This window comes from Dactylosporangium sp. NPDC049742 (assembly GCF_040674675.1).
GTDB lineage: Bacteria > Actinomycetota > Actinomycetes > Mycobacteriales > Micromonosporaceae > Dactylosporangium > Dactylosporangium maewongense.
Map to the genome: position 1 here is coordinate 1 of NZ_JBFANF010000073.1, position 23,253 is coordinate 23,253.

A 23,253-nucleotide genomic window follows, 5' to 3' on the forward strand; every position below is an offset into this window, starting at 1 on the left:
GTGGGGGGGGGGGGCGCCCCCCGGGCTCCCCTCCGGGGCCCCCCGGCCGCTCTCGACGCCACGCCGGGGGGCGGGGGGCGGGGGGGGGGGGGCGGGGGCCCGCCGGCGTGGTTCAGAAGGGCATGACGAACCAGAAGAAGGTCGCCCGCGCGGTGCGGCCGGCCGCGTCGGTCACCGTGACGGTGACGTTCGAGGTCTGGAACGTCGTCGGGGTGCCGCTGACGACACCGGTGGACGGGTTCAGGGTGAGGCCGGCGGGCAGCACGGACGCCGTGAAGCGGTAGGGGGTGGTGCCGCCCTGCGCCCGCAGGGTCAGGGCGGCCGGCCTGCCGGCGACGGAGTTCTGCGTGCCCGGGTTGGTCAGCGCGAGCGGGCCCGGGGTGCCGCCGCCCTGCACGGTGAGGGTGAAGGTGGTCTGTGCGGTGGTGGAGCCCTTCGTCCCGGTGACCGTGATCGGGTAGGTGCCGGCGGGCGTGCCGGCGGACGTGGTGACGGTCAGCGTGGCCGTGCCGCCGGTGCTGACGGTCCCGGGGCTGAACGACGCGGTCGCGCCGCTGGGCAGGCCGGTCGCCGACAGGGTGATGTCGCTGCCCGGCGGCGGGTTGCCGCCCGGCAGTTGCGCCGCGATCTCGGCGGCGTACGTCGACACCCGGGTGTAGACGGTGTAGACGGTGTGCGGGCCCATCAGCGTCGACGAGCACGACTGCTGGCCGGGGAAGCTGCTGCCCTCGCGGCGCTGCGAGATCATGAACGGGTGCTGCTCGACCGTGGTGGGCTGCCCGCCGACCACGGAGGGGACGGCGGTCCCGGTCGCGGTCGCGGCGATGGTACTGGTGGCCGAGCCGCCGGCCTGCACCGTCGCCGACGCCGGGCTCGCCGACAGCGTGTAGTCGCCGGTCGGCGGCGGGCCGGCGGCGGCCGGGACGTACAGCAGCTTGTTCGGCGTCCCCGCCGGCAGCCCGAACATCTTGCCGGTGCTGGCGTTGTCCGTCACCCACGCGTGGACCTGCGCCGGCGTGGCGGACGGGTGACCGGTCAGGTAGGTCGCGACCGCGCCGGCGACGTGCGGCGCCGCCATCGACGTGCCCGACATCGTGGTGCTGGCGGTGTCGGACGTGTGGTATGCGGACAGCACGTTGCTGCCGGGCGCGAACAGGTCCATGCAGGTGCCGTAGTTGGAGTCGCCGGCCTTCGTGTCGCCGGAGGTGGCGTTGCCGACCTGCACCCCTTCCGGGATCTGCCCGCCCGGCCCGTAGTTGCAGGCGTTGCCGCCAGCAGCACGGCGAGCCGCTCCAGGGTCAGCCCGCTCGCCTCGACCGCCACGTCCAACGCCACGGCGAACGGCCCGGTCCGCAGCGCCTGCGAGACATCCGGCTCGACCATCCCCCCGATCGTTGCGCCGCCCGGCGGGCCTGTCCAGCCCGGTCGAAGGCGCTGGCCGCCGTCAGCCGCGCGGGGCCGGCGTCACCGTGGTCGTGGCGTGCCGGCCGGGTTTCCGGCGGCGGGGCGGGTGTCGGCGGCGAGCCGGCCGTCGCGCAGGGTCAGGACCCGGTCGGCGCCGGCGATCACCTGCTCGTCGTGGCTGGCGACGACCACGGCGTTGCCCGCGTGGGCGTGTGCCCGCAGCACGTCCAGGAGCAGCTGGACGCGGGCGGGATCCTGGTGGCCGGTCGGCTCGTCGGCCAGCAGGAGCGCCGGCGACAGCCGCAGGGCCCGGGCCAGGGACGCGCGCTGCTGCTCCCCGCCGGACACCTGCGCGGGCAGCCGGTCCGCGAGGTGGGCGAGGTCCAGCGTCCGCAGCAGCTCGTCGGTGTCGGACCCGGTGCGGTCCGACAGCAGCGCGGGCAGCTCGACGTTCTCCCGGATGCTCAGCTCCGGCAGGAGGGCGAGGGACTGCGGCACGAAGCTCGTCTCGTGCCACCGGCTGCCGAGCCGCGTCTGCACCGTGCCGGTGTCCGGCCGCTCGTGCCCGGCGAGGACGCTGATCAGGGTGGTCTTGCCCGAGCCGGACGGGCCCGCCACGACGGTCAGCTCGCCGGCGTGGATCTCCACCGAGACCCCGTCGAGCGCGGTGACCCTTCCCGCGCCCGGGTAGCGGCGCGTGACCGCGTGGGTCGTCACCACCGGCGTCACCACGGCATCTCCCGCACGACCCGGCCGGCCTGGAGCCGGACCACCCGGTCGGCGCGCTGCCAGACGGCCGGGTCGTGGGTGGCCGCGATGACCGCCACGCCCGCGTCGGCGATGACCCGCAGGGCGGTGACGACCGCGTCGACGTTGCCGTGGTCGAGCTGGCCGGTCGGCTCGTCCGCCACCAGCACCGACGACGGACCGACGGCGGCGAACGCGATCGCGACCCGTTGCCGCTCGCCGCCGGACAGCTGGTGCGGCAGGTGGTCGGCCCTGCCGGCGATGCCGAGCGGCTCCAGCAGCGCCTCGCCGGTCGCCTCCGGCACGCCGCGGATCTGCGCGGCGAGCCGGACATGCTGGCGGACCGTCAGGTAGGCGAGGAGGTTGTCGCCGGGGTCCTGGCGCACCAGCCCCAGCCGTTCACGGCGCAGCCGGGCACGGCCGGCCGCCGGCAGTGTGCCGAGGTCCTGCCCGGCGATCGTGACCGTGCCCTCGTCCGGGCTGTCCATGCCGGTCAGCAGGCGCAGCAGGGTCGACTTGCCGGAGCCCGACGGGCCGATCACCGCGGTGATCATGCCGGCGGGGGCGCTGACGTCCACGTCCACCAGGGCGGGCACCAGATGGCCGTCGACCCGGTACGAGCGGGACACCCCGACGCAGCCGGCGCCCTGTTCAGTCGATGTCACGCAGCACCTCCGAGGTCCGGCTGCGGGTGAGCCGCCAGTGGGTCACCGCCGCCACCAGGACGGCGAAGCAGCCGACCGCGGTGAGCAGGCCGGCCATCACCGACCAGGGGAAGGACAGCACGGTGCCCGGCGCCGCGGCGGGGTCGACGTTGAGCTGGTCGCGGACCGTCACGGCGGCGGTGACCGCCAGGCCGAGCCCCGCCGCGCACCCGGCGACGAGGGAGCCGGCGAACTCCGCCAGCAGCAGCCACCCCTGCACCGCGGAGCGCAGCCCCATCAGCCGGAGCATCACGTAGCCGCGCCGCAGCACCCGCAGCCGCGACTCCAGGTACAGCAGGAACCCCACCATCGCCACCGTCGCGGTGAGCAGCGACAGCGCGGACAGGTACGCGAACGTGTACGTCACCGGCTGGTAGAACGTGCTCGCGTGGCGGTCGTCGGCGACGGAGAACACCGCGACCCGCAGGCCCGCCGCGTCGACGGCCGCGCGGATCGGGGCCGGGTCGCCGCGCACCCACAGCTGCGGCACGGCCCGGGCGAGCGCCTCCTCGCCGAGCGCCGCCCGGTCGACGAGCAGGACCGGATACCCGCCGCGCGGGGCGGGCAGCGCCGCCAGGGACGTGACGTCCAGCTCGACCGGCGCGTCGCCGCCGAACGTCATCGTGGCCACGCCGTCCGGCACCGGCGCGGACGCGACCGCGGCGAGACCGCCGGCGGGTGGTGCGCGCAGCGCGCGGGTCGCCTCGGCGAGGGTGGTGTCGTCGAGGCGGTCATCCCAGTACGCGTCGCGGGCGAACGTCGCCGGGTCGACCGCCAGCAGCGACACCTGCTGGTCGTCGAGCTGCACGTAGTCCAGGCGCAGCACCGGCGTGGCCCGGCCGGCGAGGGCCGCGGGGACCGCACCCGGCTCGGCGAGGGTGATCACCACGTCGCTGCCGGCGCCGAGCCTGGCCTGCGCGGCGAGCGTGGCGCTGACGGTCCCGGTCGCCGTCGCGCCGTAGACGGCCACCGCGACGGGCACCGCGGTGATGAGGGCGAGGGTCACCGCCGCCGCGGCGGAGTGTCGCAGCCGCCGCCGGTACAGCAGCCGCACCGCCGACCGCGCCGCCGTCGTCGTGCGGGTCCGGCGCCGGACGGCCGCCGTCGCCAGGCGCGCGCCGACGACGCAGAGGCACAGGATCGCCAGCATCGGCACGACGAGCAGCTTCGCCGGGATCTGCACCATGGTCCCGTACTGGCTGCCGAGCCGCACCATGGACCGGTCGCCGCCGGTGGACCAGTACCCGGCCGCGGCGGCGAGCAGCAGCAGCTCCCACGGCGCCGCGGCCAGCCGCCGCCGGACCCGGGCTCTGGGAGTGGGCGCGCCGGTCAGGGGACGGCAGGCGACGCCCGCGGTCACGCCCAGCACCGCCGTCGCGACGAGGAACCCGGACACCGCGGCGATCAGCGACTGCACCAGCGCCGCGCCCGACACGTCACTGCTCGGCCCCACCTGCGCTACCAGCAGCCAGGCCAGGGCCCAGCCGCCCGCGGCGCCGGCGGCGAGGGCGGGCAACGCCTCCAGGGCGGCCTTGACCCCCAGCCAGCGCGCGGTCGCGCCGAACGTGGCGAGGACGACGAGCTCCCGCTCGCGGCGGCGGACCCAGAACGCGCCGGCCGCCATCACGACCGACAGGCCGACCAGCAGCCCGCCGGCGCTGATCGGCAGCACCGTCCCGCGCAGCTCCCGCTCGACCAGCGCCGCCCGGCCCGCCAGCGGTGGCAGGGCGGTGCGGTACAGGATCCGGCCGTCGTACGCGGTGGTCCGCAGGCGGTCGTGCATGCCGGTGATGCCGGCGGCGAGCCGGGTCGCCTCGGGCGCGGTCAGGTCGATCGTCGCCGGGGCCCGCTCGATGCGCTGGGCGGTCTGGATGTGCGCGCCGCTCGCGACCGCCAGCATGGTCGCCCGGTCGGCGAGGAGCAGGTCGAGCACCGGCACGTCGCTGCCGAGGCCGCCCGCCTGCTGGGCCGGGTCGCCGCGGTACAGCGTCGAGATGCCGCACCAGAACGGGTCGTCGCCGGACCGGTCGCGCAGGTCCCGGTAGATCGCCACGACCGGCACCGCCGTCGGCTGCCAGACCTGCCGCCGGCCGTCGGCGGTCCACGCCTCGACGTTCGGGGAGATCGTGAGGGTGTCCCCGGGCCGCAGCCCGTGCTCGGCCGCGAACCGGTCAGGCAGCCACAGTCCGTGGCCGGGACCGCCGGCGATCCGCTGGACGTGCCCTTCGAAGCCGCTCCGCCCGGCGATGTTGACCCTGTTGTCGCCGACCGCCACCCCCGCGCTGACCAGGGTCACAGCGGGGTCGCCGAGCCCGTCCGCCGCGGCCTCCGCCTCCTGCGTCACCGCCGCCGCCAGCACGCCGGGGTCGACGGGCCGCTCCGGGGCGATCACCTGCGATCCGAGGGCCGCCGGGCACACCGAGGCGGTCCTCGCCCGGAGCGTCGCGCTGCCGGCCGACGACAGGAACAACGGCCCGGCCGCCGCCGGCAGGACCGCCACCGCCGTCGCGACCGCGACCGCGACGGCCACACTGGGCCGCCGGAGCAGCAACAACGGCGCCCGCCGCCACGGCGCCAGCGACAGCCACCCGCCACGAGCCATCCCGCGCATCCACCCTCCGGCCCGCAACGTACATGACCATCGGTGAGATAGACCCGCACCACCCGCTCCCGGTTGCCCCGCCGTGCCGTGCTGACCTGTTCGCCGCGGACGCCGTCGCGACGCTGCCGGTCCCGCTCGCCCTGCGGCTGGCCGCTGCCCCACCGGTGGATCGGGTGACCACCGTAGAAGTTCCCGCCAGGCCTGGGTTTCGGGTGGACGGAACCGCGGTATCTGGCCCGGAACGGGCCGGCCGACCCCGCCGGCTGGCGCGGTGTCACGGCCCGCCGCCGACCTGGTGAGGTGCGCCGTGCAGGATGCGGGCGGCACGGCCGGCCGGATGCTCGTGGGCTCCGGCTCCCTGCGGCGCGAAGTGGGGCTGTGGGGCCTGACCTTCGTGTCGCTGGGCTCGATCATCGGCTCCGGCTGGCTGCTCGGCGCGCTGACCGCGGCACAGGCCGCCGGGCCCGCGTCACTGATCTCCTGGCTGCTGGCCGGTGGGATGCTCGCGCTGCTCGCCCTGGTCCACGCGGAGCTCGGCACCTCCTACCCGGTCGCCGGCGGCACCGCGCGGTTCCCCGGGTTCGCGTTCGGCACGCTCGCCGGACTCACCGCGGGCTGGGCCGCCTGGCTGCAGGCCGTGACGATCGCGCCGATCGAGGTGGAGGCGAGCCTGCAGTACCTCAACAACATCGCATGGGTACGCGGCCACCTCGGCCTCCTGCACGCCGACGGCACGCTGTCACCGGCCGGGCTGGGCTTCGCCACCCTGCTCATGCTGCTGTTCACCGTGATCAACGTGCTGGGGGTTCGGCGGCTCACCCGGAGCAACGCCGCCGTCGTGCTCTGGAAGCTCGCGGTCCCGGTGCTCACCGTCATCGTCGTCGCCGCGCTGACCTTCCATCCGTCCAACTTCACCGCGGGCGGAGGGTTCAGCCCGTACGGCGCCCACGGCATCTTCGCCGCGCTGCCCGCCGGTGTCGTCTTCTCCCTGCAGGGCTTCGAACAGGCGATCCAGTTGGGCGGGGAGGCGCGCGATCCGCAGCGGGACCTGTCCCGCGCCGTGATCCTGGCCATGCTGATCGGCACAGTGCTGTACATCCTGCTGCAGATCGTCTTCATCGGCGGTCTGGACCCGCGCAACCTCGCCGACGGGTGGACGCATCCGGTGGGCGCCGGGGACTTCGGCCCGTACGCGACCATCGCCGCCGCGGCGGGCGCCGGCTGGCTGGCCGCGCTGCTGTACGCCGACGCGTTCGTCTCACCCGCGGGGACGGGGCTGGTCTACCTCGGTGCCTCGGCTCGGCTGTCCTACGCGCTGGCCCGGCAGGGCACCCTGCCGGCGGCGCTGAGCTACGTCAGCCGCCGCGGCGTGCCGGTGTACTCGATCGCGCTGGCGTTCGTCGCGGGAGAGCTGGCCTTCCTGCCGTACCCCAGCTGGCAGTCGCTCGTCGGGCTCGTCACGTCGGCGACCGCGATCATGTACGCGTTCGCGCCCGTGTCGCTGACCGCGCTTCGCCGGCGTGATCCCCGGCATCACCGCCCGTACCGGTTGCCCGCCGCCGGGGTCGCCGCACCCGCGGCCTTCGTCGCGGCGAACCTGGTGATCTACTGGGGCGGCTTCGAGGCGACCTGGAAGCTCGTGCTGGCGATCGGCGCAGGGCTGGCACTCTTCGCGATCACCGTGGCGCACACCCCCGACCGAGCCCGGCCCATCATCGACTGGCGTGCGTCGTCGTGGATCTGGCCCTGGCTCATCGGGCTCACCCTCATCGGGTTCCTCGGCCGGTACGGGCGCGGCGCACGCCTGTGGCTGCCCGGCTGGATCGACCTGCTCGTGGTGATCGCCTTCAGCCTCGTGATCTTCGCCTACGCCGTCAGCGTGGCCGTGGACAGCGAACGGGTACGTTCCGCGCTCGACCGGGAACGGCCCGAACTCGCCGTCCCGCTGGAGCGTGACGCACCGTGACGATCGAGTACCACCACTGGTCAGGACTGGGCGACATCGGGCACCGGGGTGCCACCGGTCCGGGTGAGCGCGCAGGTCAGTGCCGGCTGGCCGGCCGGATCGGCCAGCAGCAGCAGTGCGCCGCGCCCCTTCGGCACGGCCCGCATCGTCCGCTCGACGGTGGTGTCGCTGAGGCCGGCGTCGTGCCTGCGTGCTGCCACCGCGACCGCACCCGCGCCGATGACCAGACCGGTGATCGGGAGGCCGACGAACGTGCCCAGCACCACCCCCCAGGCGCCGCCGGCGAGGGTGCCGTCGATCGCGTCCATGTCCCGGGTCTCCTGCACGTGTATCCGGTCCGCCTGGTCGGACCAGGCGACCACGGCGTCGTCGAGGCGCACCGGACGGTGCTGGCGCAGCGCGGTGATCAGTGCTGCGCGAGCCCCCGCCACGTCGTCGAACGAGTAGGCCAAGGTCTGGTCCGCGGTCTGGTCCGCGCGCAGCAGGGCCGGGCGGCGCAGGCGCCCGGCCAGCGGACGCCGCCGCATCTGCCAACCGGCCAGGAAGCCCAGGAGGACGGCCAGCAGGTGCCCGACGTCGGTGAAGGTGCCGCCGTTCAGCAACGGCACGACCACGACCGCGATCGCCAGCGGCACCAGGTACCGCCGTGCACGCACGGGCAGGGTGAGCGCGAGCGCGCCGCCGACGGCGTGCGAGCCGTAGCTGGTGCCCACGTCACTGGCCACGGTGATCGCGCCGCCCAACCAGCCGCCGCGGACGCCGGCCAGCAGCAGCCCGTACACGAGGCAGCTCGTCACCGCGTTGGACCCGAAGAACACCACGAGCAGCCGCCGCCACCCCCACAGCACCTCGGCCACCGACAGGAGCAGCAGCAGCGGGATCAGCGCCAGCACGCCAACCCGTTCGTCGAGCACGAAGGCGCTGGTGACCAACGTCCAGATCCGGTGGTCCTGCAGGTTGGCCACGTTGGTGGAGTTGGCGAGGACGATCTGGGTCCGGACCTCCGCACTGACGGCGTGGTTCAGGACGACGTTGACGCCGATGACGATCAGCACGTACAGCGGGGCCAGCCGCACCCGCGCGAGGAACGACAGGCAGATCTTCGTCCTGGCCGACCGGCCCTCCGCGCCGCGAAGAGCGTCGGCGAGGTCGCCGCCGGGCAGGTAGGAGGCCGCTACCAGGCCAGGCAGATCCCGGTACAACCGGCACCCGCTCCGCACGCCCATGAGATGCGACCCATCAAAGATGATCTCCCCGTCGAGTGTACTGCCGCCGGATGAGGCCATGCCCTGACGCCGGCACCGGCCCGCAGTTGATGGCTGTCAGTCGGGTGGAAGCGCCTCGTACGTCCAGTCGGGGCGCAGCGTGGGGCGTTGGTCGCGGAGGGTGCGTTTGAGGACCTTGCCGGACGGGTTGGTCGGGAACTCGTCGACGAGGTAGATCTCCTTCGGGACCTTGAACCTGCCCAGGCGCTGCCGGGCGTGGTCGATGAGCGACTCCGCGGTGAGGCCGGGCCGGCCGATGACGAACGCGACCGGGACCTCCTGCCACTTCGGGTGCGGCGCGCCGATCACCGAGGCGGCGAGGACGAGCGGGTGGTCGGCGAGGACGTTCTCGATCTCGGCGCTGGCCATGTTCTCGCCGCCGCTGCGGATCATGTCCTTGAGGCGGTCGCGGATGTACAGGTAGCCGTCGGCGTCGAAGCAGCCGACGTCACCGGTGTGGAACCAGCCGCCGCGGAACGCGTGCGCGGTGGCCTCCGGGTCGTCGAGGTAGCCGGGGCTGACCTTCGGGCCGCGGGCGACGACCTCGCCGTTCTCCCCCACCGGCACGTCGTTGTCGTAGGCGTCCACGACCCGGACCTGGACCCACGGCACCGGAATCCCGACGGAGCCCTGCTTGGACTCCATGTGGGCGTGGTCGAGGTAGGTGAGGCCGCTGCACGTCTCGGTGAGGCCGTAGCCCTCGATCAGCCGGGCGTTGGGGAACAGCTCCCGCGCCACCGCGTACAGCGCCGAGGTCACCTGCGAGTAGATGAGCCACCGCACCGACGAAAGGTCCGCGGGCGTGTCCGAGCGGCGCACCATGTCGAGCATCGTGGCGGCCATGACCATGCCGGTGATGCGCTCGGACTCGATGGCCTGCCGCACCGCGGCGGGGTCGAAGCGGCGTTGCAGCACCATGCAGCCGCCGACGTGCCAGATGCCGTAGCCGGGCAGGTCGGTGCCGCCGACGTGGTACAGCGGCGCGAAGTTGAGGATCCGGTCGGTCGGGCGCAGGCCGAGCTCGACGATCTGGGCGTGCATGTTCATGTTCACGTTGCCGTGGGTGAGCATGACGCCCTTGGGCAGGCTGGTCGTGCCGGACGTGTAGATGATGCGCTGCAGGGCGTCGTCGGCCAGCTCGGCGTCGGCGACCCGTGCGCCGCGGTGCGCCTCGACGAGCGCCCGCAGGTCGATCCACCCGTCGATCGGCTCCAGCGCGAGCTTCCGCACGCCGGGCAGGTCGGCGATCGCGGCGGTGGCCAGCTCGGCGAACTCCGGCACGGTCGCGACCGACTGCACCCGGGCGTGGCCGAGCAGCTGGGCCAGCTCGCCCGCGGTGAGCCGGTAGTTGAGCGGGACGAACACGGCGCCGAGCTTCGACAGGGCGAGGGACAGGATGAGGAACTCGGGCACGTTGTTGGCCACGATCGCGACCCGGCTGCCGTGCCCGACGCCCTCGCCGGTCAGGCCCGCGGCGAGGGCGTTGACGTCCTTGTCGAGCTGCCGGTGGGTCCACCGCCGGCCCTCGAAGACGAGCGCGTCGGCGTCGCCGAACCGCAGCGCGTTGCCGCCCACCATCGCGGCGATGTTCGCGGTCGTCATGCCGACCTCAGCTCGCGCTTGAGGACCTTGCCGGAGTCGTTGCGCGGCAGCGACTCCACCACGTCGACGTACTTGGGCACCTTGAACCCGGCGAGGTTGGCGCGGCAGTGCGACCGGATGTCCTCGCCGGTGCTCGTCGCGCCGTCGCGGAGGATGACGAACGCCTTGGGCACCTCGTCCCACTGCGGGTCCGGGACGCCGATGACGGCGACCTCGGCGACGTCCGGGTGCTGCGCGATGACCCGCTCGATCTCGGCGCCGGCGACGTTCTCCCCGCCGGACTTGATGAGGTCGGTGCGCCGGTCGACGAACCACAGGTAGCCGTCCTCGTCGACGCGGCCGACGTCGCCGGTGAGGAACCAGCCGTCGCGGCGGGTGCGCCGGTTGGCCTCCTCGTCGTTCCAGTACCCGGGTGAGATCTTCGCCCCGCGGATGATGATCTCGCCTTCGGTGCCGGGCGGGACCTGCCGGAACTGTTCGTCGACGATCCTGATGTGCACACCGGGGAACGGGGCGCCGAGCGCGCCCATCTTGCTCTCCTCGTGCGCGGCGTCCATGTAGCAGACGCCGTTGCACAGTTCGGTCATCCCGAACGTGTCGATGAGCCGGACGTGCGGCAGCCGCCGCTTCACGTCCCGCCGTACGGTGGGCGCGACCCCGGCGAACAGCAGGTACCGCAGCGCCGACAGGTCCGGCGGCTCCGGCAGGTCGAGCAGGCCGAACAGGATCTGCGCGGCGAGGACCATGCCGGTGATGCGTTCCCCGGCCGCGATCCGGGCGATGTCGGCGGCCTTGAACGTCGGGGTGAGCACCATCGTCGCGCCGGCCGTGAAGATCGCCAGGCCGGGTGCCTCCAGGCCGCTGACGTGGAACAGCGGCGCCGAGATCAGGATCCGGTCGTGCTGGGTCAGCTCCAGTTCGAGGACCTGGGCGAGGTGGTTCGCGGTGAGGTTCCCGCAGGTGTGGATGACGCCCTTCGGGTGTGCGGTGGTGCCGGAGGTGTACAGCAGCCGGTGGATGTCCTCGGGTGACTTCTCCGCGTCGGGGACCCGGACCCCGGCGGGCTGCCGGTCGAGCAGCACGGACAGCAGGTGCGCGTCGCCGACCACCTGCGTGCCGTTGGCGACCGCGGTCGCGATGCCGGTCTTGGCGCAGAGCTCCGCGGCGGTGTCGGCGAAGTCGTCGTCGTAGAGCAGGCAGGTGATGCCGGCCTGGTTGATGACGTAGGTCTGTTCGCTGGCGTGCAGCCGCCAGTTCAGCGGCACCGAGATCGCGCCGATCCGGGCGAGGGCGAGCAGCTCCAGCACGTAGGTGGCGGTGTTGCGGCCGAGCACCCCGACCAGGTCCGAAGCCCCGATGCCGGCGGACAGCAGGGCCGCGGCGTGCCGGTCGACGTCGGCGTCGAGCTGGGCGTAGGTCCAGCGGTCGGCGCCGTCGACGAGCGCTTCCCGGTCCGCGCGCCGCAGTGCCTGCCGGCGCAGGGTCTCGGCGAAGTTGGCGGCGCCCATCAGTTCGCGGTTCCGTTCCGGTACGCCAGGATCTCCTCCCGGCTGGGCAGCGACACGAACTCCAGCAGGTTGCCGTCGAGGTCGCGGGCCGCGAACGCGGTGATGTACCCGTAGTTCTCCAGCAGCACCCGGTTGGGTTCGCCGAGGCATTCGGCGCCGAGCTCGGTCATCCGCCGGTGCAGGTCGCCGATCTCCTCGACGGGCACCTCGAAGCTGAGCAGGAACGTCCCGAGCTCCAGGTGCCCGGCGGTCGCGGTCCTGGTCTTGGTGCCGTTCCACTCGATCAGCTCGAGCTGCCCGATCTTGCTCGGCCCCTGCATGTACTGCACCTTGCCGGTGGTGCCGGGCGGCAGGCCGAGGGACACCTCGATCCCCGGCCCGCCGACGTCGCTGCGCAAGGTCCTGCGGTAGCCGAGGGCCTGCTCGTAGAAGTCGGCGGCCCGGTCCACGTCGGACACGGTCATGGCCACGTGATGCACTTCGCTGACCGGCATCAATCGCTCACTTTCCGGAAAGTACCTGCTGGATCAGTTCGACCTCGTCGGCGCCGCTGTCCGGGACGATGAAGCCGTCCAGGGAGCAGATCTCGTCGAGCGCGCCGAGGATGTCGTCGGGGGTCGCCGGGGTTTCGCCGCCGTACCAGCCGGGGGTGACCCCCAAGAAGATCCGGCCGACGCGGCCGCCGCCGACGGTGAGGATGTGCCGGGTGAGGGTGCACTGCTCCGAGGCGAGGAACGTGCCGACGGCGGCGACGTGCCGCGGGTCGAACCGGTCGGCGAGCTCGCCGAGCAGGCCGTCGGTCATCCGGGTCGCGGCGGTCGGGGCGATGGTGTTGACCAGGATGCCCCGGCGGGCGCCTTCCAGGGACAGCACCTGCATCAGCCCGGCGAGGCCGGCCTTCGCGGCGCCGTAGTTGGACTGGCCGAAGTTGCCGAGCAGCCCGGAGGACGAGCTGGTGAGCACGACCCGGCCGTACCCCTGCGCCGCCATGACCGGCCAGGCGGGGCGCAGCACGTTGAACGCGCCGGTGAGGTGCACGTCGAGGACGGCCTGCACGTCGTCGTCGGTGAGCTTCGCCAGGGTCCGGTCGCGCAGGATGCCGGCGTTGTGGATGACGGCGTCGACCTTGCCGTACGCGTCGACCGCGGTCCGCACCAGGGCCGCCCCGCCCGCCGGTGTCGCGACGGAGTCCGTGGACGCGGTGGCCGTGCCGCCCGCCGCGCGGATCTCGTCGACGACCTTGTCCGCCGCGCCGCCGGTGCCCGTACCGTCGACGCCGCCGCCCAGGTCGTTGACCACGACGGACGCGCCGTGCGCCGCGAGGGACAGGGCGTGCGCCCGGCCGATGCCGTTGCCGGCGCCGGTGACGATCACCACGCGCCCGTCCAGCCTGACCGCGCTCATTCGCCCTCCGCTTCGCTCCGTGCGCCTGAGCTCCAAACTGTGCCCATGATGAGCGGCCTCTCCGCTTCGCTCCGGCCCGCTCATCGCTCGCTCCCGAGGACCGCGACGAACGCGACGCAGGAGCCGGGCTGGCCGCCGAGGTTCTGGGCGACGGCGAGCTTCGCGCCGGGGACCTGTCGGGCCCCGGCCTCGCCCCGCAGCTGGGTGAAGCACTCGAACATCATCCGCAGCCCGGTCGCGCCGATCGGGTGGCCGAAGGACTTCAGGCCGCCGTCGGTGTTGACCGGCAGCGCGCCGCCGAGGTCGTAGCGGCCGTCGAGCAGGTCCCGCCACGCCTTGCCACGCTCGGAGAACCCGAGGTCCTCCATGAGCACCACCTCCGTCGGGGTGAAGCAGTCGTGCACCTCCGCCAGGGAGATCTGCGCGGCCGGGTCGGTGACGCCCGCCTGCTCGTATGCCTGGCGGGCGGCGGCGACGACCTCGGGGAAGCTGGTGAAGTCGTAGCCGTCGGACGCCAGCCCCGCACCGGACCCGGCGACGAAGCTCATCCCCTTCAGGAAGATGGGTTTGCTGGTGTACCGGTGTGCGTCCTCGGCCCGCACGATGATGGCGGCGGCGGCACCGTCGGACACGCCGGAGCAGTCCATGACCCCGAGCGGCCCGGCGATGCGCGGGGAGTTCTCGACGGTCTCGACGGTGACGGCCTTGCGGAACTGGGCGCGTTCGTTGAGGGCGCCGTTCGCGTGGTTCTTCATCGCGACCTTCGTCAGGGCGCTGCGCATGTCGCGGGCGTCGACGCCGTACGCCTCCTGGTAGGCCGGGGCCAACAGGGAGAACCCGGCGGGTGCGGTCCAGTCCACGGCGGTGCCGTCGTCGGGCGGGTACACCGCCGACAGTCCGGAGAAGGAGGAGTCCTTGAGCTTCTCCACGCCGGTCGCCATGACGATGTCGTAGGCGCCGGAGGCGACCGCGAACACGGCGTTGCGGAAGGCTTCCGAGCCGGTGGCGCAGTAGTTCTCGACCCGGGTGACGGGTTTGCCGGTCAGCCGCAGCGGCCGGGCCAGGGTCTGCCCGGACATGCCGGAGCCCTGGGTGCCGACCCAGAACGCGTCGACGTCGTCGAGGGTGACCGACGGCAGCGACCCGACGCACTCCTGCACGGCGTCGACGAGCAGGTCGTCGGCGGAGGAGTGCCAGTGGTCGCGGAACGGGGTGCAGCCCATCGCGATGATCGCGACGTCGTGCGTGGTGCGTCTGCTGCCCATCACTGACCTTCCGTAAGCGGCGCCGGGCGGAGTTTCCAGAAGTAGTTGTGGATCGCGTCGGTGGTCCACAGCCGGCGGAACACCGGAGTCATGGGCATGCCGACGGTGACGTCGCCGGGCGGGACGTCGGTGGCGTAGGCGCTGAGCCGGCCGCCGCCGTCGACGTCGGCGATGACGACGGCGACCTCCGGCTCCGGCATCGTGGTCAGGTGGTCGCGGGTCACGGAGACGACCCGGGCGGTCCGGTCCCGCAGCGAGACCTTCGCCTCGCCGGCCCCGGCGATGCCGCAGGCGGCGCAGACCCGGCTCGGCGGGGTGGTGACCCGGCCGCAGGCGCCGCACTGGCTGCCCTCGAGGCGGTACTTCCAGCCGGCCCGGCGGTGCATCGGCGGCGCCGCCGGGGCCGGTGCCGCGGGGCGGGCCGGGCCCTGCACGTCCAGCAGCCCGCGCCAGCGCAGGTACCGGCCGTAGCCGAGGACCTGCCGGGCGGCGAGCTGGTCGCGCACCGACGGGCCGCTGCGGGCCTCGCGGACCCGGTCGCCGGCGCGGAACACGAACGCGTCGGCGCCCTCGGTCGCGGACAGCAGCAGGATCGTCTGTCCCGGCTCGGCGTCGTCGAGCGCGGCGGCGAGCAGCAGCCCCGGGTGGGCGGCGCCGGTGAACCCGGTGGCCCGTTCCAGGGCGGCGTCCTGCTGGGAGGGCACCGTGCCGCGCAGCGCCCGGCGCAGGGCCGCCGCCGCCCGCGGGTTGGAGGAGGAGACGACGACGTGGTCGACGGCGTCCAGGGCCGCCTCGGCGAGGGCGCGGCGGGCCGCGTCGAGGCCGGCGGCGGCGAGGATCTCGGCGGTGAACCGCTCGTCCCAGACCCGGTCGTGGCGTTCGCCGGGCAGCCGCCACCGTTCGAGGATCTCGGTGGTGTGCCCGGCGCGGGCCAGCAGCACCGCGGCGTGCCCGGTGCCGCCGGCGAACGCGGCCGCGGCGTCGCCCTGGGCGAGCTCGTCGGGGGCGCCGGGGCGGGTGGTGCGCAGGTCGGCGGCGGCGGCGACGGCTCCGGCCCGGACCACGAGGTCCAGGGCGGCCGCGCCGGAGCGGTGCCCGCGCAGGTCGACGGCGCTGACGCCGGGGTCGAGCCCGAGCGCCTCGTGCACGATCCCGGCGGAGGTCTTCGCCTCGTAGGGGGCGCTGGTGGTGGCGAGCAGCAGGTGCCGTCCGGCCGGGGTGGCGGCGGCGAGGTGCCGCAGCGCCTCGACGGCCATCGTGATCACGTCCTCGTCGTAGCCGGCGACGCTGCGGGCCGGGCCCTTGGCCGGGGCGGGCCCGCCGGCCGGGTCGAGGCGGTTGTCGGTGAGCACGTAGGCGGGCAGGTAGGCCGCGTACGCGTCGATACCCTGGTCAGTCAAGGATGGCTCCACGGAGGTCGGGTCCACAGCGGTCAGGTCCACGAGGGGATGGCGGCGAGCAGCCGGCGGGTGTAGTCCTGCCGCGGCCGGTCCAGCACGTCCTCGACGCCGCCCTGCTCGACCACCTGGCCGCGGCTCATCACCGCGATCCGGTCGCAGAGGTCGCTGGCGAGCATCAGGTCGTGGGTGACGAACAGCAGGCCGATGCCGAGCTCGTCGACCAGGGTCCGGAACAGCGCGACGACCTTGGTCTGGGTGGTGACGTCGAGCGCGGTGGTGCACTCGTCGGCGATGACGAGCGCCGGGCGGGTGACGACGGCGAGGCCGATCGCGACCCGCTGGCGCAGCCCGCCGGACAGCTGGTGGGGGTAGCTGTCCAGGACCCGGGCCGGGTCGCTGATCCGCATCTGTTCGAGGACCTCGACGGAGCGCCGCTCGACGTCGGCCTTGCCGATGCCGCGGACGTGCCGGCGCAGCACCTCGCCGAGGTGGGTGCGGACCTTCATCAGCGGGTTCAGCGACCGGGACGCGTCCTGGAAGACCATGCCGACGGCGGTGCCGCGGATCCGGTCCGTGCGGTCGACGCCGGGGGCGACCACCACGTCGCCGGCCAGTTCGACGGCGCCGGCCTCGACGGTGACGTTGCGTTCGAGCAGGCCGACGACGGAGCGGGCGAGGGTGGTCTTGCCGCTGCCGGACTCGCCGACGACGCCGACGATCTGGCCGCGGCCCACGTCGAGGTCGACGCCGTCGAGCAGCCGGAGGTGCCCGTCGGCGAGCCGGGCCGTGATGGACAGGCCGGACACGTGCAGCAGGCTGGTCATCGGCGCCTCTTGCGGGGGTCGTAGTGGGTGAGCATGGCGTCGCCGAGCAGGTTGACCAGCAGCACGAGGACGGTGACCGCAAGGCCGGGGAAGAACGCGATCCACCAGGCCGTGCTCAGCTCGTCCTGGCCGGCCGCCAGCAGCGAGCCCCAGCTGTTCATCGGGGGCACCACGCCGAGGCCGAGGAAGCTGAGCGCGCTCTCGATCAGGATGGCGGTGCCGACCTGGAGGGTGCCGAGCGCGACGATCGTGCCGCCGAGGTTGGGCAGGATGTGCCGGAACACGATGCGCAGCTCCGACGCGCCGGCGGCGCGCAGCCCGAGCACGAACTGGCGTTCCCGGATCGCGAGGGTCGCCGAGCGGGTGACCCGGGCGCAGACGGCCCAGCCGGTGAGCGCGAGGACCAGGAACAGCACCGGCAGGGAGCTGCCCCGGTTCGCGATGATCGCCAGGGCGACGAGGATGAACGGCAGCGCGAGCTGGGCGTCGATGAGCACGGAGATGACCCGGTCCACCCAGCCGCGGAAGTACCCGGCGAGCAGGCCCAGCAGGGTGCCGGGGCCGATCGCGACGACCGCGCCGACCAGGCCGATCATGATGGTCAGCCGGCCCGCCTCGACGAACTGGGTGAGCAGGTCCTGGCCGAGCTTGTCGGTGCCGAGCGGGTGCGACCAGGAACCGCCGGACAGGAAGCCGGGCGGCTGCCGGGTCGCGTTCAGGTCCTGGCCGGCAGCGGGGAGCAGTCCGGTCAGCGGCAGGACGAACACGGCGACGGCGACCACGGCGATCGGCACCGCCAGCCAGAACGCCGACGTCCGCTTGGACCGGCGCGGCTGCGCGACCGCGCCTTCGCTGGTCTTGAGCTGCAGCTCCAGTTCGCTCACGCTGTCACCTCACCCTCGGGTCGACGATCGAGTGGATGACGTCGACGAGCAGATTGAGCAGGACGAAGACCAGCGCGCCGAACACGACGATCGCCTGGACGAGCGGGAAGTCGCGGAACTGGATGGCCTGCAGGGCGAGCTGCCCGAGGCCGGGCCAGGAGTACACGTACTCGACGGCGACCGCGCCGGACAGCAGGATGCCGGTCTGCAGCACGACGATGGTGAGGATCGGCATCATGGCGTTCTTGAACGCGTGCCGCCACACCACCCGGCGGCCGAGGATGCCGCGGGCCTTGGCGGCGTCGATGTACGGCTCCGCGAGGGCCTCGCTCATCGAGGCGCGGGTGAGGCGGGCGATCTGCGCCATCGGGTACACCGACATCGTCAGCGCCGGCAGCACCAGGTGCGCGGGGGTGCCGGACTGCCCGGCCGGCAGCCAGCCGAGGTTCACGGCGAACAGCACCACCAGCATCATCCCGAACCAGAAGACCGGCACGGACTGGCCGAGCAGCGCGACGGTGGACGCGGCCCGGTCCCACCAGGTGCCCTCGCGGGTGGCGGCGAGCACGCCGAGCGGGACGCCGACGAGGATGGCGAGGGCCATGCCGGCCGCGACGAGCTGCAGCGTGAACGGCAACCGGTCCATGATCATCGAGGTGTTCGACTGGTAGAACTGCAGCGACTGGCCGAGGTCACCGGTGAAGACGCCCTTGAGGTAGTCGAGGTACTGGACCAGCAGCGGCCGGTCGAGGCCGAGCTCGTGGCGCAGGGCCTCGCGCTGCTCGGGTGTCGCCATCGGGCCGAGGATGGTCGTGGTCGGGTCGCCGGACAGCCGGCCGAGCATGAACGCCATGCTCAGCGCGATCAGCAGCGACGCCAGCAGGGCGGCGATCCGGGCGGCGGCGCGGCGCAGCGCACCGGCCCGCCTGGACCGGCCGTTCTTCGCCGGGGTCGCCCCGCCGGGCGGCGCGGCCGGCATGCCGGCCTTGGTCAGCGGGGGCGTGACGTTGTTCGCCGCCGGGACCGGGCTGGTCTTCATTGCCGTGACCTCCATCGCGCTCCTGGCATCGCGGCGAGCAGCTCGCGGGTGTAGTCGTTCTGGGGCCGGGCGAAGACGGTCTCGCAGGGCCCGGACTCGACGACCCGGCCGTGGTACATGACGTGCACGACGTCGCAGACCGAGCGGACCACGGCCAGGTCGTGGCTGATCATGAGCAGGGCCGCGCCGGTGGTCGAGCGGATCTCCTTGAGCAGGGCCAGCACGTCGGCCTGCACGGAGACGTCGAGGCCGGAGGTCGGCTCGTCGGCGACGATGAGCCGGGGCCGCATCAGCAGCGCCCGGGCGATGCAGACCCGTTGCGCCTGCCCTCCGGAGAGCTGGTGCGGGTAGCGGTCGAGGATCGACGGTTCGAGCCTGACCCGTTCGAGCAGGGCGGTGTCCTCGATCCACGAGGTGCGCTCCGGTTGCAGCGAGCGCAGCTCCCGCAGCCCGGACCGCACGGACTGGCGGGGGTCGAGCGAGCCGTGCGGGTCCTGGAAGACCACCTGCGCCTCGGGCCGCAGCCGGCGCAGCTGCTTGCGGCCGACCGAGGACAGCGAGTGCCCGAGGAGCCGGATGTCGCCCTCGCCGCGGGTGCCGAGCCCGGTCGCGGCCATCGCGAGGGTGGTCTTGCCCGAGCCGGACTCGCCGACGACCGCGACGCTCTCGCCGGCGCCGATGCGCAGCGACACGTGGTCGACGGCCCGGAACACCTCGCCGGTGCGCCGGTTGCGGTGCTCGACGACCAGGTCGTCGACCTCCAGCACCGGCGCACCCCGATCCGGGGTCTTGTCCGGGGTCTTTTCCAGGGCGTGGGGGTGCCGGGCGTCGCCGCCCGGCATCCCGTTCTGCACGACGTCGGACATGTGTCAGTGGGTCGTCTGGGTGAAGTCGACGGTGTTCAGCGGGCCGAACACCAGACCCTTGACGCCGCCGGCGGTGGCGTAGTTGAACACCTGCCGGTACAGCGGCACGTAGCAGTGCTTCTCGACCACGCCGATCGTGTTGAGCTCCTCGTACATCGGGGCGGCCGCGGCGGCGTCGGTCTGCTCCAGGGCCTTCTGGGCCAGGTCGTCGATCTTCGGGTCCGGGCAGTTGCCGGTGATCGACTTGGCCTTCATGAAGCCGCTGGCGAAGAAGTCCGGGACGGCGACGTTGGGCACGCCGGCGAAGATCGAGATGCCGGGGACCTGACGGCCGACGACCCGCTTCACGAGGGTGCCGTAGTCGATCGGCACGTACGTGACCTTGAAGCCGGCCTTCTCGAGGGCGCCGCCGACGGCCTGGGAGACCTCTTCGATGTTGGTGTACTGCGCCGCCGGGTAGTGGATCTGCACGGCCGGGGCGGCGGCACCGACGAGCTCCTTGGCCTTGGCCGGGTCGGCGGTCACGCTCTGCGCCGGCTTCTGGCCGGGGCTGACGTTGAGCAGCCCGGCGTCGGCGACGGCCTGGCCGTCGAAGATGCCCTTGACGATCGCGTCCCGGTCGATGGCCAGGGCGGCCGCCTCGCGCAGCTTCGGGTCGTCGAACGGCGGCTTGGTCGAGTCGAGGAACGCGATGATCTTGATGGCGGTCTCGGTGCTCGTCACCGTGATGCCCGCCTTCTTGGCCGTGGTGGCCTGGGCCGGCGGGAGGTCGAACGAGACGTCCACGCTCTTACTCTGGATCAGCGCGAGCCGCTGTGCGGCCTCGTTGGCCCAGGTGAAGGTGATGCCGTCGTTGATCGCCTTCTTCGGGCCCCAGTAGTCGGGGTTCTTCTTGACCGACATGTCGCGGCCCGCGTTCGAGCCGGCCCACACGTAGGGGCCGGTGCCGACGGGCGCCGCGGCGAAGCCCGCCGAGCCCTTCTCCTGGTAGTACTTCGGCGGCACCAGGTAGACCGTGGTGAGCAGGTCCGCGAAGTTGTACTGGGAGGTCTTGGTCTTCACCACGACCGTGGTGGCGTCCGGCGCCGCGATGTCGGCGACGTTGGTGAAGTACGACTTGAGCTGCGACGCCGCGGTGTCACGGGTGAGCGTGAGGGTGTTGGCGACCGCCGCAGCGTCGGCCTTCTCGCCGTTGCTGAAGCTGATGTCGGGCCGGACCTTGAACGTCCAGGTGGTCGCGTCGGTGCGGGTCCAGCTGGTGATGAGGCCGGTGTCGACGGCCTTGAGGCTGGCGTCGGTGTTGATCAGCGGTTCGAGCATGGTGGCCCAGACGATCTGGGCCGACCGTGCGCCGACGATCGGGTCGAGGGTCGCGGGCTGGGCCGCGAGCAGCGCCCGGACGGTGAACGGGCCGGCCGACTGGGCGGTGCCGGGCTGCGAGTCACCACAGGCGGCGAGGCCGGCGCCGGCGAGGGCAAGGGAGGCGACCAGCGCCAGAGGCCGCCGGGATCGCAAGGAGTTCATGAGCATGTATGGACGTCCTTCACAACGATGGACCCGTCATGTCGCCGCGAGCCGCGGCCGTGACGCTGGCCACAAAGTACCGACCAGCCGGTATCAAGTCAACAGGTCCAACTGGTGTCAGGTCCGTAACGACCGCGTGACACACCCCCGCCTGCCAGCATCGTTGTCTTCATACCGACTGGTATGTATGATCCGGCGGTGGCCATCACCCTCACCCGCGAACACGACGGTCGCGTCGCCCGCGTCCGCTACGACAACGCGGCCCGCGGCAACTGCTTCGACGACGGCGCCCTCGCCGGGCTCGTCGACACGATGGAGACCGCCGCCGCGGACGGCACCTGCGCCGTGATCCGGCTGGACATGGCGGGCCGGCACTTCTGCGGCGGCTGGGACACCACGTCGTTCGCCGCGCTCGCCGGCACCACCCAGGAGGCGGTCGCCGCCGGACTGCGCGACAGCGACGCCGCGCTGCACCGCATCAGACGGCTGCCGGTGCCCGTGGTCAGCGCGGTCCGCGGGCACGTCATCGGCTTCGGCGCCGGCCTGCTCAGCGCCGTCCACCTGCCGGTCGCCGCCGCCGGCGCCCGACTGTCGCTGCCCGAGGCCCGCTTCGGCTTCGCCCCCGCCGGCGTCGGCCACACCATCGCCCAGGCCCTCCCCCGCCCGCACGCGTACGCGCTGGCGACCGGCGCGAGCACCGCGACCGCCGAGCAGCTGCTCGGCTGGGGCCTGGTCGCCCGGGTGGTCGCCGACGACGACCTCGACAGCGAGGTCGACGCCCTCGTCGAGGCGCTCGCCGCCGTGCCGCCGCACACCCTGCGCGCGGTCGTCGAGGTGGTCGAGTCGAGCCTCGCCACCGGCTCCCCGGAGCACGCCTACGAGGTCTCCGCCCGCACGATCGTCGCGAGCGTGACCGCGTGAACCCGCCGTTCCAGGCCGGCGAGGCCGTCTGGGTGGAGCTGTGCACCACCGACCCGCAGCAGGCCGAGGACTTCTACCGCGCGCTGCTCGGCTGGACCGTGCGGCACGAGCAGCTCGGCGCGACCACGTACCGGATGTGCAGCGTCGACGGGCACGACGTCGCCGGCATCTCCGACGCCACGGGCCTGCACGGCGGCCGCCCCCGCGGCTGGATCGCCTACTTCGCCGTCGACGACGTCGCACGCTCCGCGGACCAGGCCGTCACCCTCGGCGGGGAGCTCGTCACCCCGCCGCGCTACCTGCCGGCGGCCGGCACCGGCGCCGTGGTCGTCGACCCGTTCGGCGCGGCGTTCGGCCTGTACCAGGGTGAGTCCCGCGCGGGGGTGCAGACGCTCAACACCGTCGGCGCCCTGTGCTGGAACGAGCTGGACACCGGCGAGCCGCAACGCTCGGTCGCCTACTACCAGGACCTGTTCGGCTACGCCACCCAGCAGCGCGACGACTCGCCGACCGCCCGCCCGTACACGGTCCTCATGCTCGGCGACGTGCCCGTCGCCGGCGTCCTGGAACTGGACAACGAGTGGCCGAACATCATCCCGTCGAAGTGGATCACGTACTTCAACGCCGGCTCCCTCGACGACGCGCTGGCGCGGGTGTCCGACCTGGGCGGCACGCCGACCGTCGGCCCCGTCGACAGCCCGCACGGGCGGCTCCACCTGGTGAAGGACCCCGGTGGACACACCCTGTGCCTGGTGCAGCTCGAAGGCGGCCTGCGCCCCGACGCTCCCAACTCCTCTCCCCCGGCGGTGGACCGATGACGACCGAGCCCCTGTTCGACTCCGCCGAGTTCCGCCAGGTCTGCGGCCACTTCCCCACCGGGGTCACGGCCGTGACCGCGACGGCGGCCGGCGGCGCCGTGGCAGCGCTGACCGTCAACTCGTTCACGTCGGTGTCGCTGTCCCCGGCGAAGGTGCTGTTCTGCGTGGCGACGTCGTCGTCGAGCTTCAAGGTGCTCGTCGCGGCGGACCGGATCGCGATCCACATCCTCGGCCAGGACCAGGAGGACATCGCCCGGCGGTTCGCGACCTCGGGGCTGTCCGGCGCGGAGAAGCTCAGCGGCGTGTCCTGGGCGCCCGGCCCGGACGGCGTGCCGCTGCTGCCCGGCACCCCGGCGATCCTGGCCGGGGTCCGCGACGAGGTGATCACCAGCGGCGACCATGTCATCGTGCTGGTGGACGTCGACCACGTGCACCTGAAGCCGACGAAGGTTCCGGCCCTGTCGTTCTACCGCGGCCGCTTCGTCGCCCCCACCGGCCCCACCGAATAGC

The 23,253-nt window shown here is 73.3% G+C and carries 20 protein-coding genes; 4 read left to right on the top strand and 16 right to left on the bottom strand.

Annotation, left to right across the window (positions count from 1 at the left end):
* Positions 1-112: 112 nt before the first annotated feature.
* The 4 genes from AB0J72_RS49755 to AB0J72_RS49770 are packed head-to-tail and all read right to left on the bottom strand — an operon-like array spanning position 113 to position 5,457.
* Entirely contained in the window at positions 113-1,420 is a 1,308-nt protein-coding gene (locus tag AB0J72_RS49755) for a putative Ig domain-containing protein (protein WP_363413313.1), read from the bottom strand.
* 44 nt (positions 1,421-1,464) lie between these two features.
* The gene (locus AB0J72_RS49760) at positions 1,465-2,124 is read right to left on the bottom strand and encodes an ABC transporter ATP-binding protein (RefSeq protein WP_363413164.1); all 660 of its coding nucleotides are present in this window, start codon (positions 2,122-2,124) and stop codon (positions 1,465-1,467) included.
* 5 nt (positions 2,125-2,129) lie between these two features.
* Positions 2,130-2,816, bottom strand: a complete 687-nt coding sequence (locus AB0J72_RS49765) for an ABC transporter ATP-binding protein (protein WP_363413166.1) — start codon at positions 2,814-2,816, stop codon at positions 2,130-2,132.
* Positions 2,803-5,457 (bottom strand): FtsX-like permease family protein, encoded by a 2,655-nt coding sequence (locus AB0J72_RS49770; RefSeq protein WP_363413168.1) that lies wholly within the window; start codon positions 5,455-5,457, stop codon positions 2,803-2,805. Before AB0J72_RS49770 ends, AB0J72_RS49765 begins: the two co-directional genes overlap by 14 nt.
* Before the next feature lie 307 nt (positions 5,458-5,764).
* Here AB0J72_RS49770 and AB0J72_RS49775 point away from each other — a divergent pair, with 307 nt between their 5' ends.
* A complete protein-coding gene (locus AB0J72_RS49775) occupies positions 5,765-7,423 on the top strand; it encodes an APC family permease (protein WP_363413170.1) in 1,659 nt (552 codons plus the stop codon).
* 20 nt (positions 7,424-7,443) lie between these two features.
* On the opposite strand, the gene AB0J72_RS49780 is transcribed toward AB0J72_RS49775, so the two are convergent.
* From AB0J72_RS49780 to AB0J72_RS49835, 12 genes are all read right to left on the bottom strand, one after another.
* Positions 7,444-8,625 (bottom strand): rhomboid-like protein, encoded by a 1,182-nt coding sequence (locus AB0J72_RS49780; protein ID WP_363413172.1) that lies wholly within the window; start codon positions 8,623-8,625, stop codon positions 7,444-7,446.
* A 120-nt stretch (positions 8,626-8,745) separates the two neighbouring features.
* Positions 8,746-10,290, bottom strand: a complete 1,545-nt coding sequence (locus tag AB0J72_RS49785) for an AMP-binding protein (protein ID WP_363413174.1) — start codon at positions 10,288-10,290, stop codon at positions 8,746-8,748.
* Entirely contained in the window at positions 10,287-11,798 is a 1,512-nt protein-coding gene (locus AB0J72_RS49790) for an AMP-binding protein (protein WP_363413177.1), read from the bottom strand. The genes AB0J72_RS49785 and AB0J72_RS49790 overlap by 4 nt, the downstream gene beginning before the upstream one ends.
* Positions 11,798-12,292: a VOC family protein gene (locus AB0J72_RS49795; RefSeq protein WP_363413180.1), complete on the bottom strand. Its 495-nt coding sequence runs from the start codon at positions 12,290-12,292 to the stop codon at positions 11,798-11,800. The genes AB0J72_RS49790 and AB0J72_RS49795 overlap by 1 nt, the downstream gene beginning before the upstream one ends.
* 7 nt (positions 12,293-12,299) lie before the next feature.
* Positions 12,300-13,202: an SDR family NAD(P)-dependent oxidoreductase gene (locus AB0J72_RS49800; protein WP_363413183.1), complete on the bottom strand. Its 903-nt coding sequence runs from the start codon at positions 13,200-13,202 to the stop codon at positions 12,300-12,302.
* 80 nt (positions 13,203-13,282) lie between these two features.
* Positions 13,283-14,467, bottom strand: a complete 1,185-nt coding sequence (locus AB0J72_RS49805; protein WP_363413186.1) for an acetyl-CoA acetyltransferase — start codon at positions 14,465-14,467, stop codon at positions 13,283-13,285.
* A complete protein-coding gene (locus AB0J72_RS49810; protein ID WP_363413189.1) occupies positions 14,467-15,867 on the bottom strand; it encodes a zinc ribbon domain-containing protein in 1,401 nt (466 codons plus the stop codon). Before AB0J72_RS49810 ends, AB0J72_RS49805 begins: the two co-directional genes overlap by 1 nt.
* A 32-nt stretch (positions 15,868-15,899) precedes the next feature.
* Positions 15,900-16,691: an ABC transporter ATP-binding protein gene (locus tag AB0J72_RS49815; protein ID WP_363413192.1), complete on the bottom strand. Its 792-nt coding sequence runs from the start codon at positions 16,689-16,691 to the stop codon at positions 15,900-15,902.
* The gene (locus AB0J72_RS49820) at positions 16,688-17,575 is read right to left on the bottom strand and encodes an ABC transporter permease (RefSeq protein ID WP_363413195.1); all 888 of its coding nucleotides are present in this window, start codon (positions 17,573-17,575) and stop codon (positions 16,688-16,690) included. Before AB0J72_RS49820 ends, AB0J72_RS49815 begins: the two co-directional genes overlap by 4 nt.
* A gap of 4 nt (positions 17,576-17,579) precedes the next feature.
* The gene (locus AB0J72_RS49825) at positions 17,580-18,629 is read right to left on the bottom strand and encodes an ABC transporter permease (RefSeq protein ID WP_363413198.1); all 1,050 of its coding nucleotides are present in this window, start codon (positions 18,627-18,629) and stop codon (positions 17,580-17,582) included.
* Positions 18,611-19,480: an ABC transporter ATP-binding protein gene (locus AB0J72_RS49830; RefSeq protein WP_363413200.1), complete on the bottom strand. Its 870-nt coding sequence runs from the start codon at positions 19,478-19,480 to the stop codon at positions 18,611-18,613. Before AB0J72_RS49830 ends, AB0J72_RS49825 begins: the two co-directional genes overlap by 19 nt.
* 3 nt (positions 19,481-19,483) lie before the next feature.
* Positions 19,484-21,004 (bottom strand): ABC transporter substrate-binding protein, encoded by a 1,521-nt coding sequence (locus AB0J72_RS49835; protein ID WP_363413203.1) that lies wholly within the window; start codon positions 21,002-21,004, stop codon positions 19,484-19,486.
* A gap of 198 nt (positions 21,005-21,202) precedes the next feature.
* Between AB0J72_RS49835 and AB0J72_RS49840 the strand changes: the two genes are divergently transcribed.
* Genes AB0J72_RS49840 through AB0J72_RS49850 form a run of 3 tightly spaced genes read left to right on the top strand, consistent with a single transcriptional unit; the run spans position 21,203 to position 23,252 of the window.
* Positions 21,203-21,925, top strand: coding sequence for an enoyl-CoA hydratase/isomerase family protein (locus AB0J72_RS49840; protein ID WP_363413206.1), 723 nt, complete (start codon positions 21,203-21,205; stop codon positions 21,923-21,925).
* Positions 21,922-22,743, top strand: coding sequence for a VOC family protein (locus AB0J72_RS49845; protein ID WP_363413208.1), 822 nt, complete (start codon positions 21,922-21,924; stop codon positions 22,741-22,743). The genes AB0J72_RS49840 and AB0J72_RS49845 overlap by 4 nt, the downstream gene beginning before the upstream one ends.
* The gene (locus AB0J72_RS49850) at positions 22,740-23,252 is read left to right on the top strand and encodes a flavin reductase family protein (RefSeq protein WP_344504988.1); all 513 of its coding nucleotides are present in this window, start codon (positions 22,740-22,742) and stop codon (positions 23,250-23,252) included. Before AB0J72_RS49845 ends, AB0J72_RS49850 begins: the two co-directional genes overlap by 4 nt.
* The last annotated feature ends 1 nt before the right edge of the window (position 23,253 follow it).

Bases quoted from the DNA above. Each gene is read 5' to 3' on its own strand.
- AB0J72_RS49815 (WP_363413192.1), bottom strand. From the start codon at position 16,691: ATGACCAGCCTGCTGCACGTGTCCGGCCTGTCCATCACGGCCCGGCTC.
- AB0J72_RS49770 (WP_363413168.1), bottom strand. From the start codon at position 5,457: ATGGCTCGTGGCGGGTGGCTGTCGCTGGCGCCGTGGCGGCGGGCGCCG.
- AB0J72_RS49805 (WP_363413186.1), bottom strand. From the start codon at position 14,467: ATGGGCAGCAGACGCACCACGCACGACGTCGCGATCATCGCGATGGGC.
- AB0J72_RS49835 (WP_363413203.1), bottom strand. From the start codon at position 21,004: ATGAACTCCTTGCGATCCCGGCGGCCTCTGGCGCTGGTCGCCTCCCTT.
- AB0J72_RS49800 (WP_363413183.1), bottom strand. From the start codon at position 13,202: ATGAGCGCGGTCAGGCTGGACGGGCGCGTGGTGATCGTCACCGGCGCC.
- AB0J72_RS49785 (WP_363413174.1), bottom strand. From the start codon at position 10,290: ATGACGACCGCGAACATCGCCGCGATGGTGGGCGGCAACGCGCTGCGG.
- AB0J72_RS49790 (WP_363413177.1), bottom strand. From the start codon at position 11,798: ATGGGCGCCGCCAACTTCGCCGAGACCCTGCGCCGGCAGGCACTGCGG.
- AB0J72_RS49830 (WP_363413200.1), bottom strand. From the start codon at position 19,480: ATGTCCGACGTCGTGCAGAACGGGATGCCGGGCGGCGACGCCCGGCAC.
- AB0J72_RS49795 (WP_363413180.1), bottom strand. From the start codon at position 12,292: ATGCCGGTCAGCGAAGTGCATCACGTGGCCATGACCGTGTCCGACGTG.
- AB0J72_RS49850 (WP_344504988.1), top strand. From the start codon at position 22,740: ATGACGACCGAGCCCCTGTTCGACTCCGCCGAGTTCCGCCAGGTCTGC.
- AB0J72_RS49825 (WP_363413198.1), bottom strand. From the start codon at position 18,629: ATGGAGGTCACGGCAATGAAGACCAGCCCGGTCCCGGCGGCGAACAAC.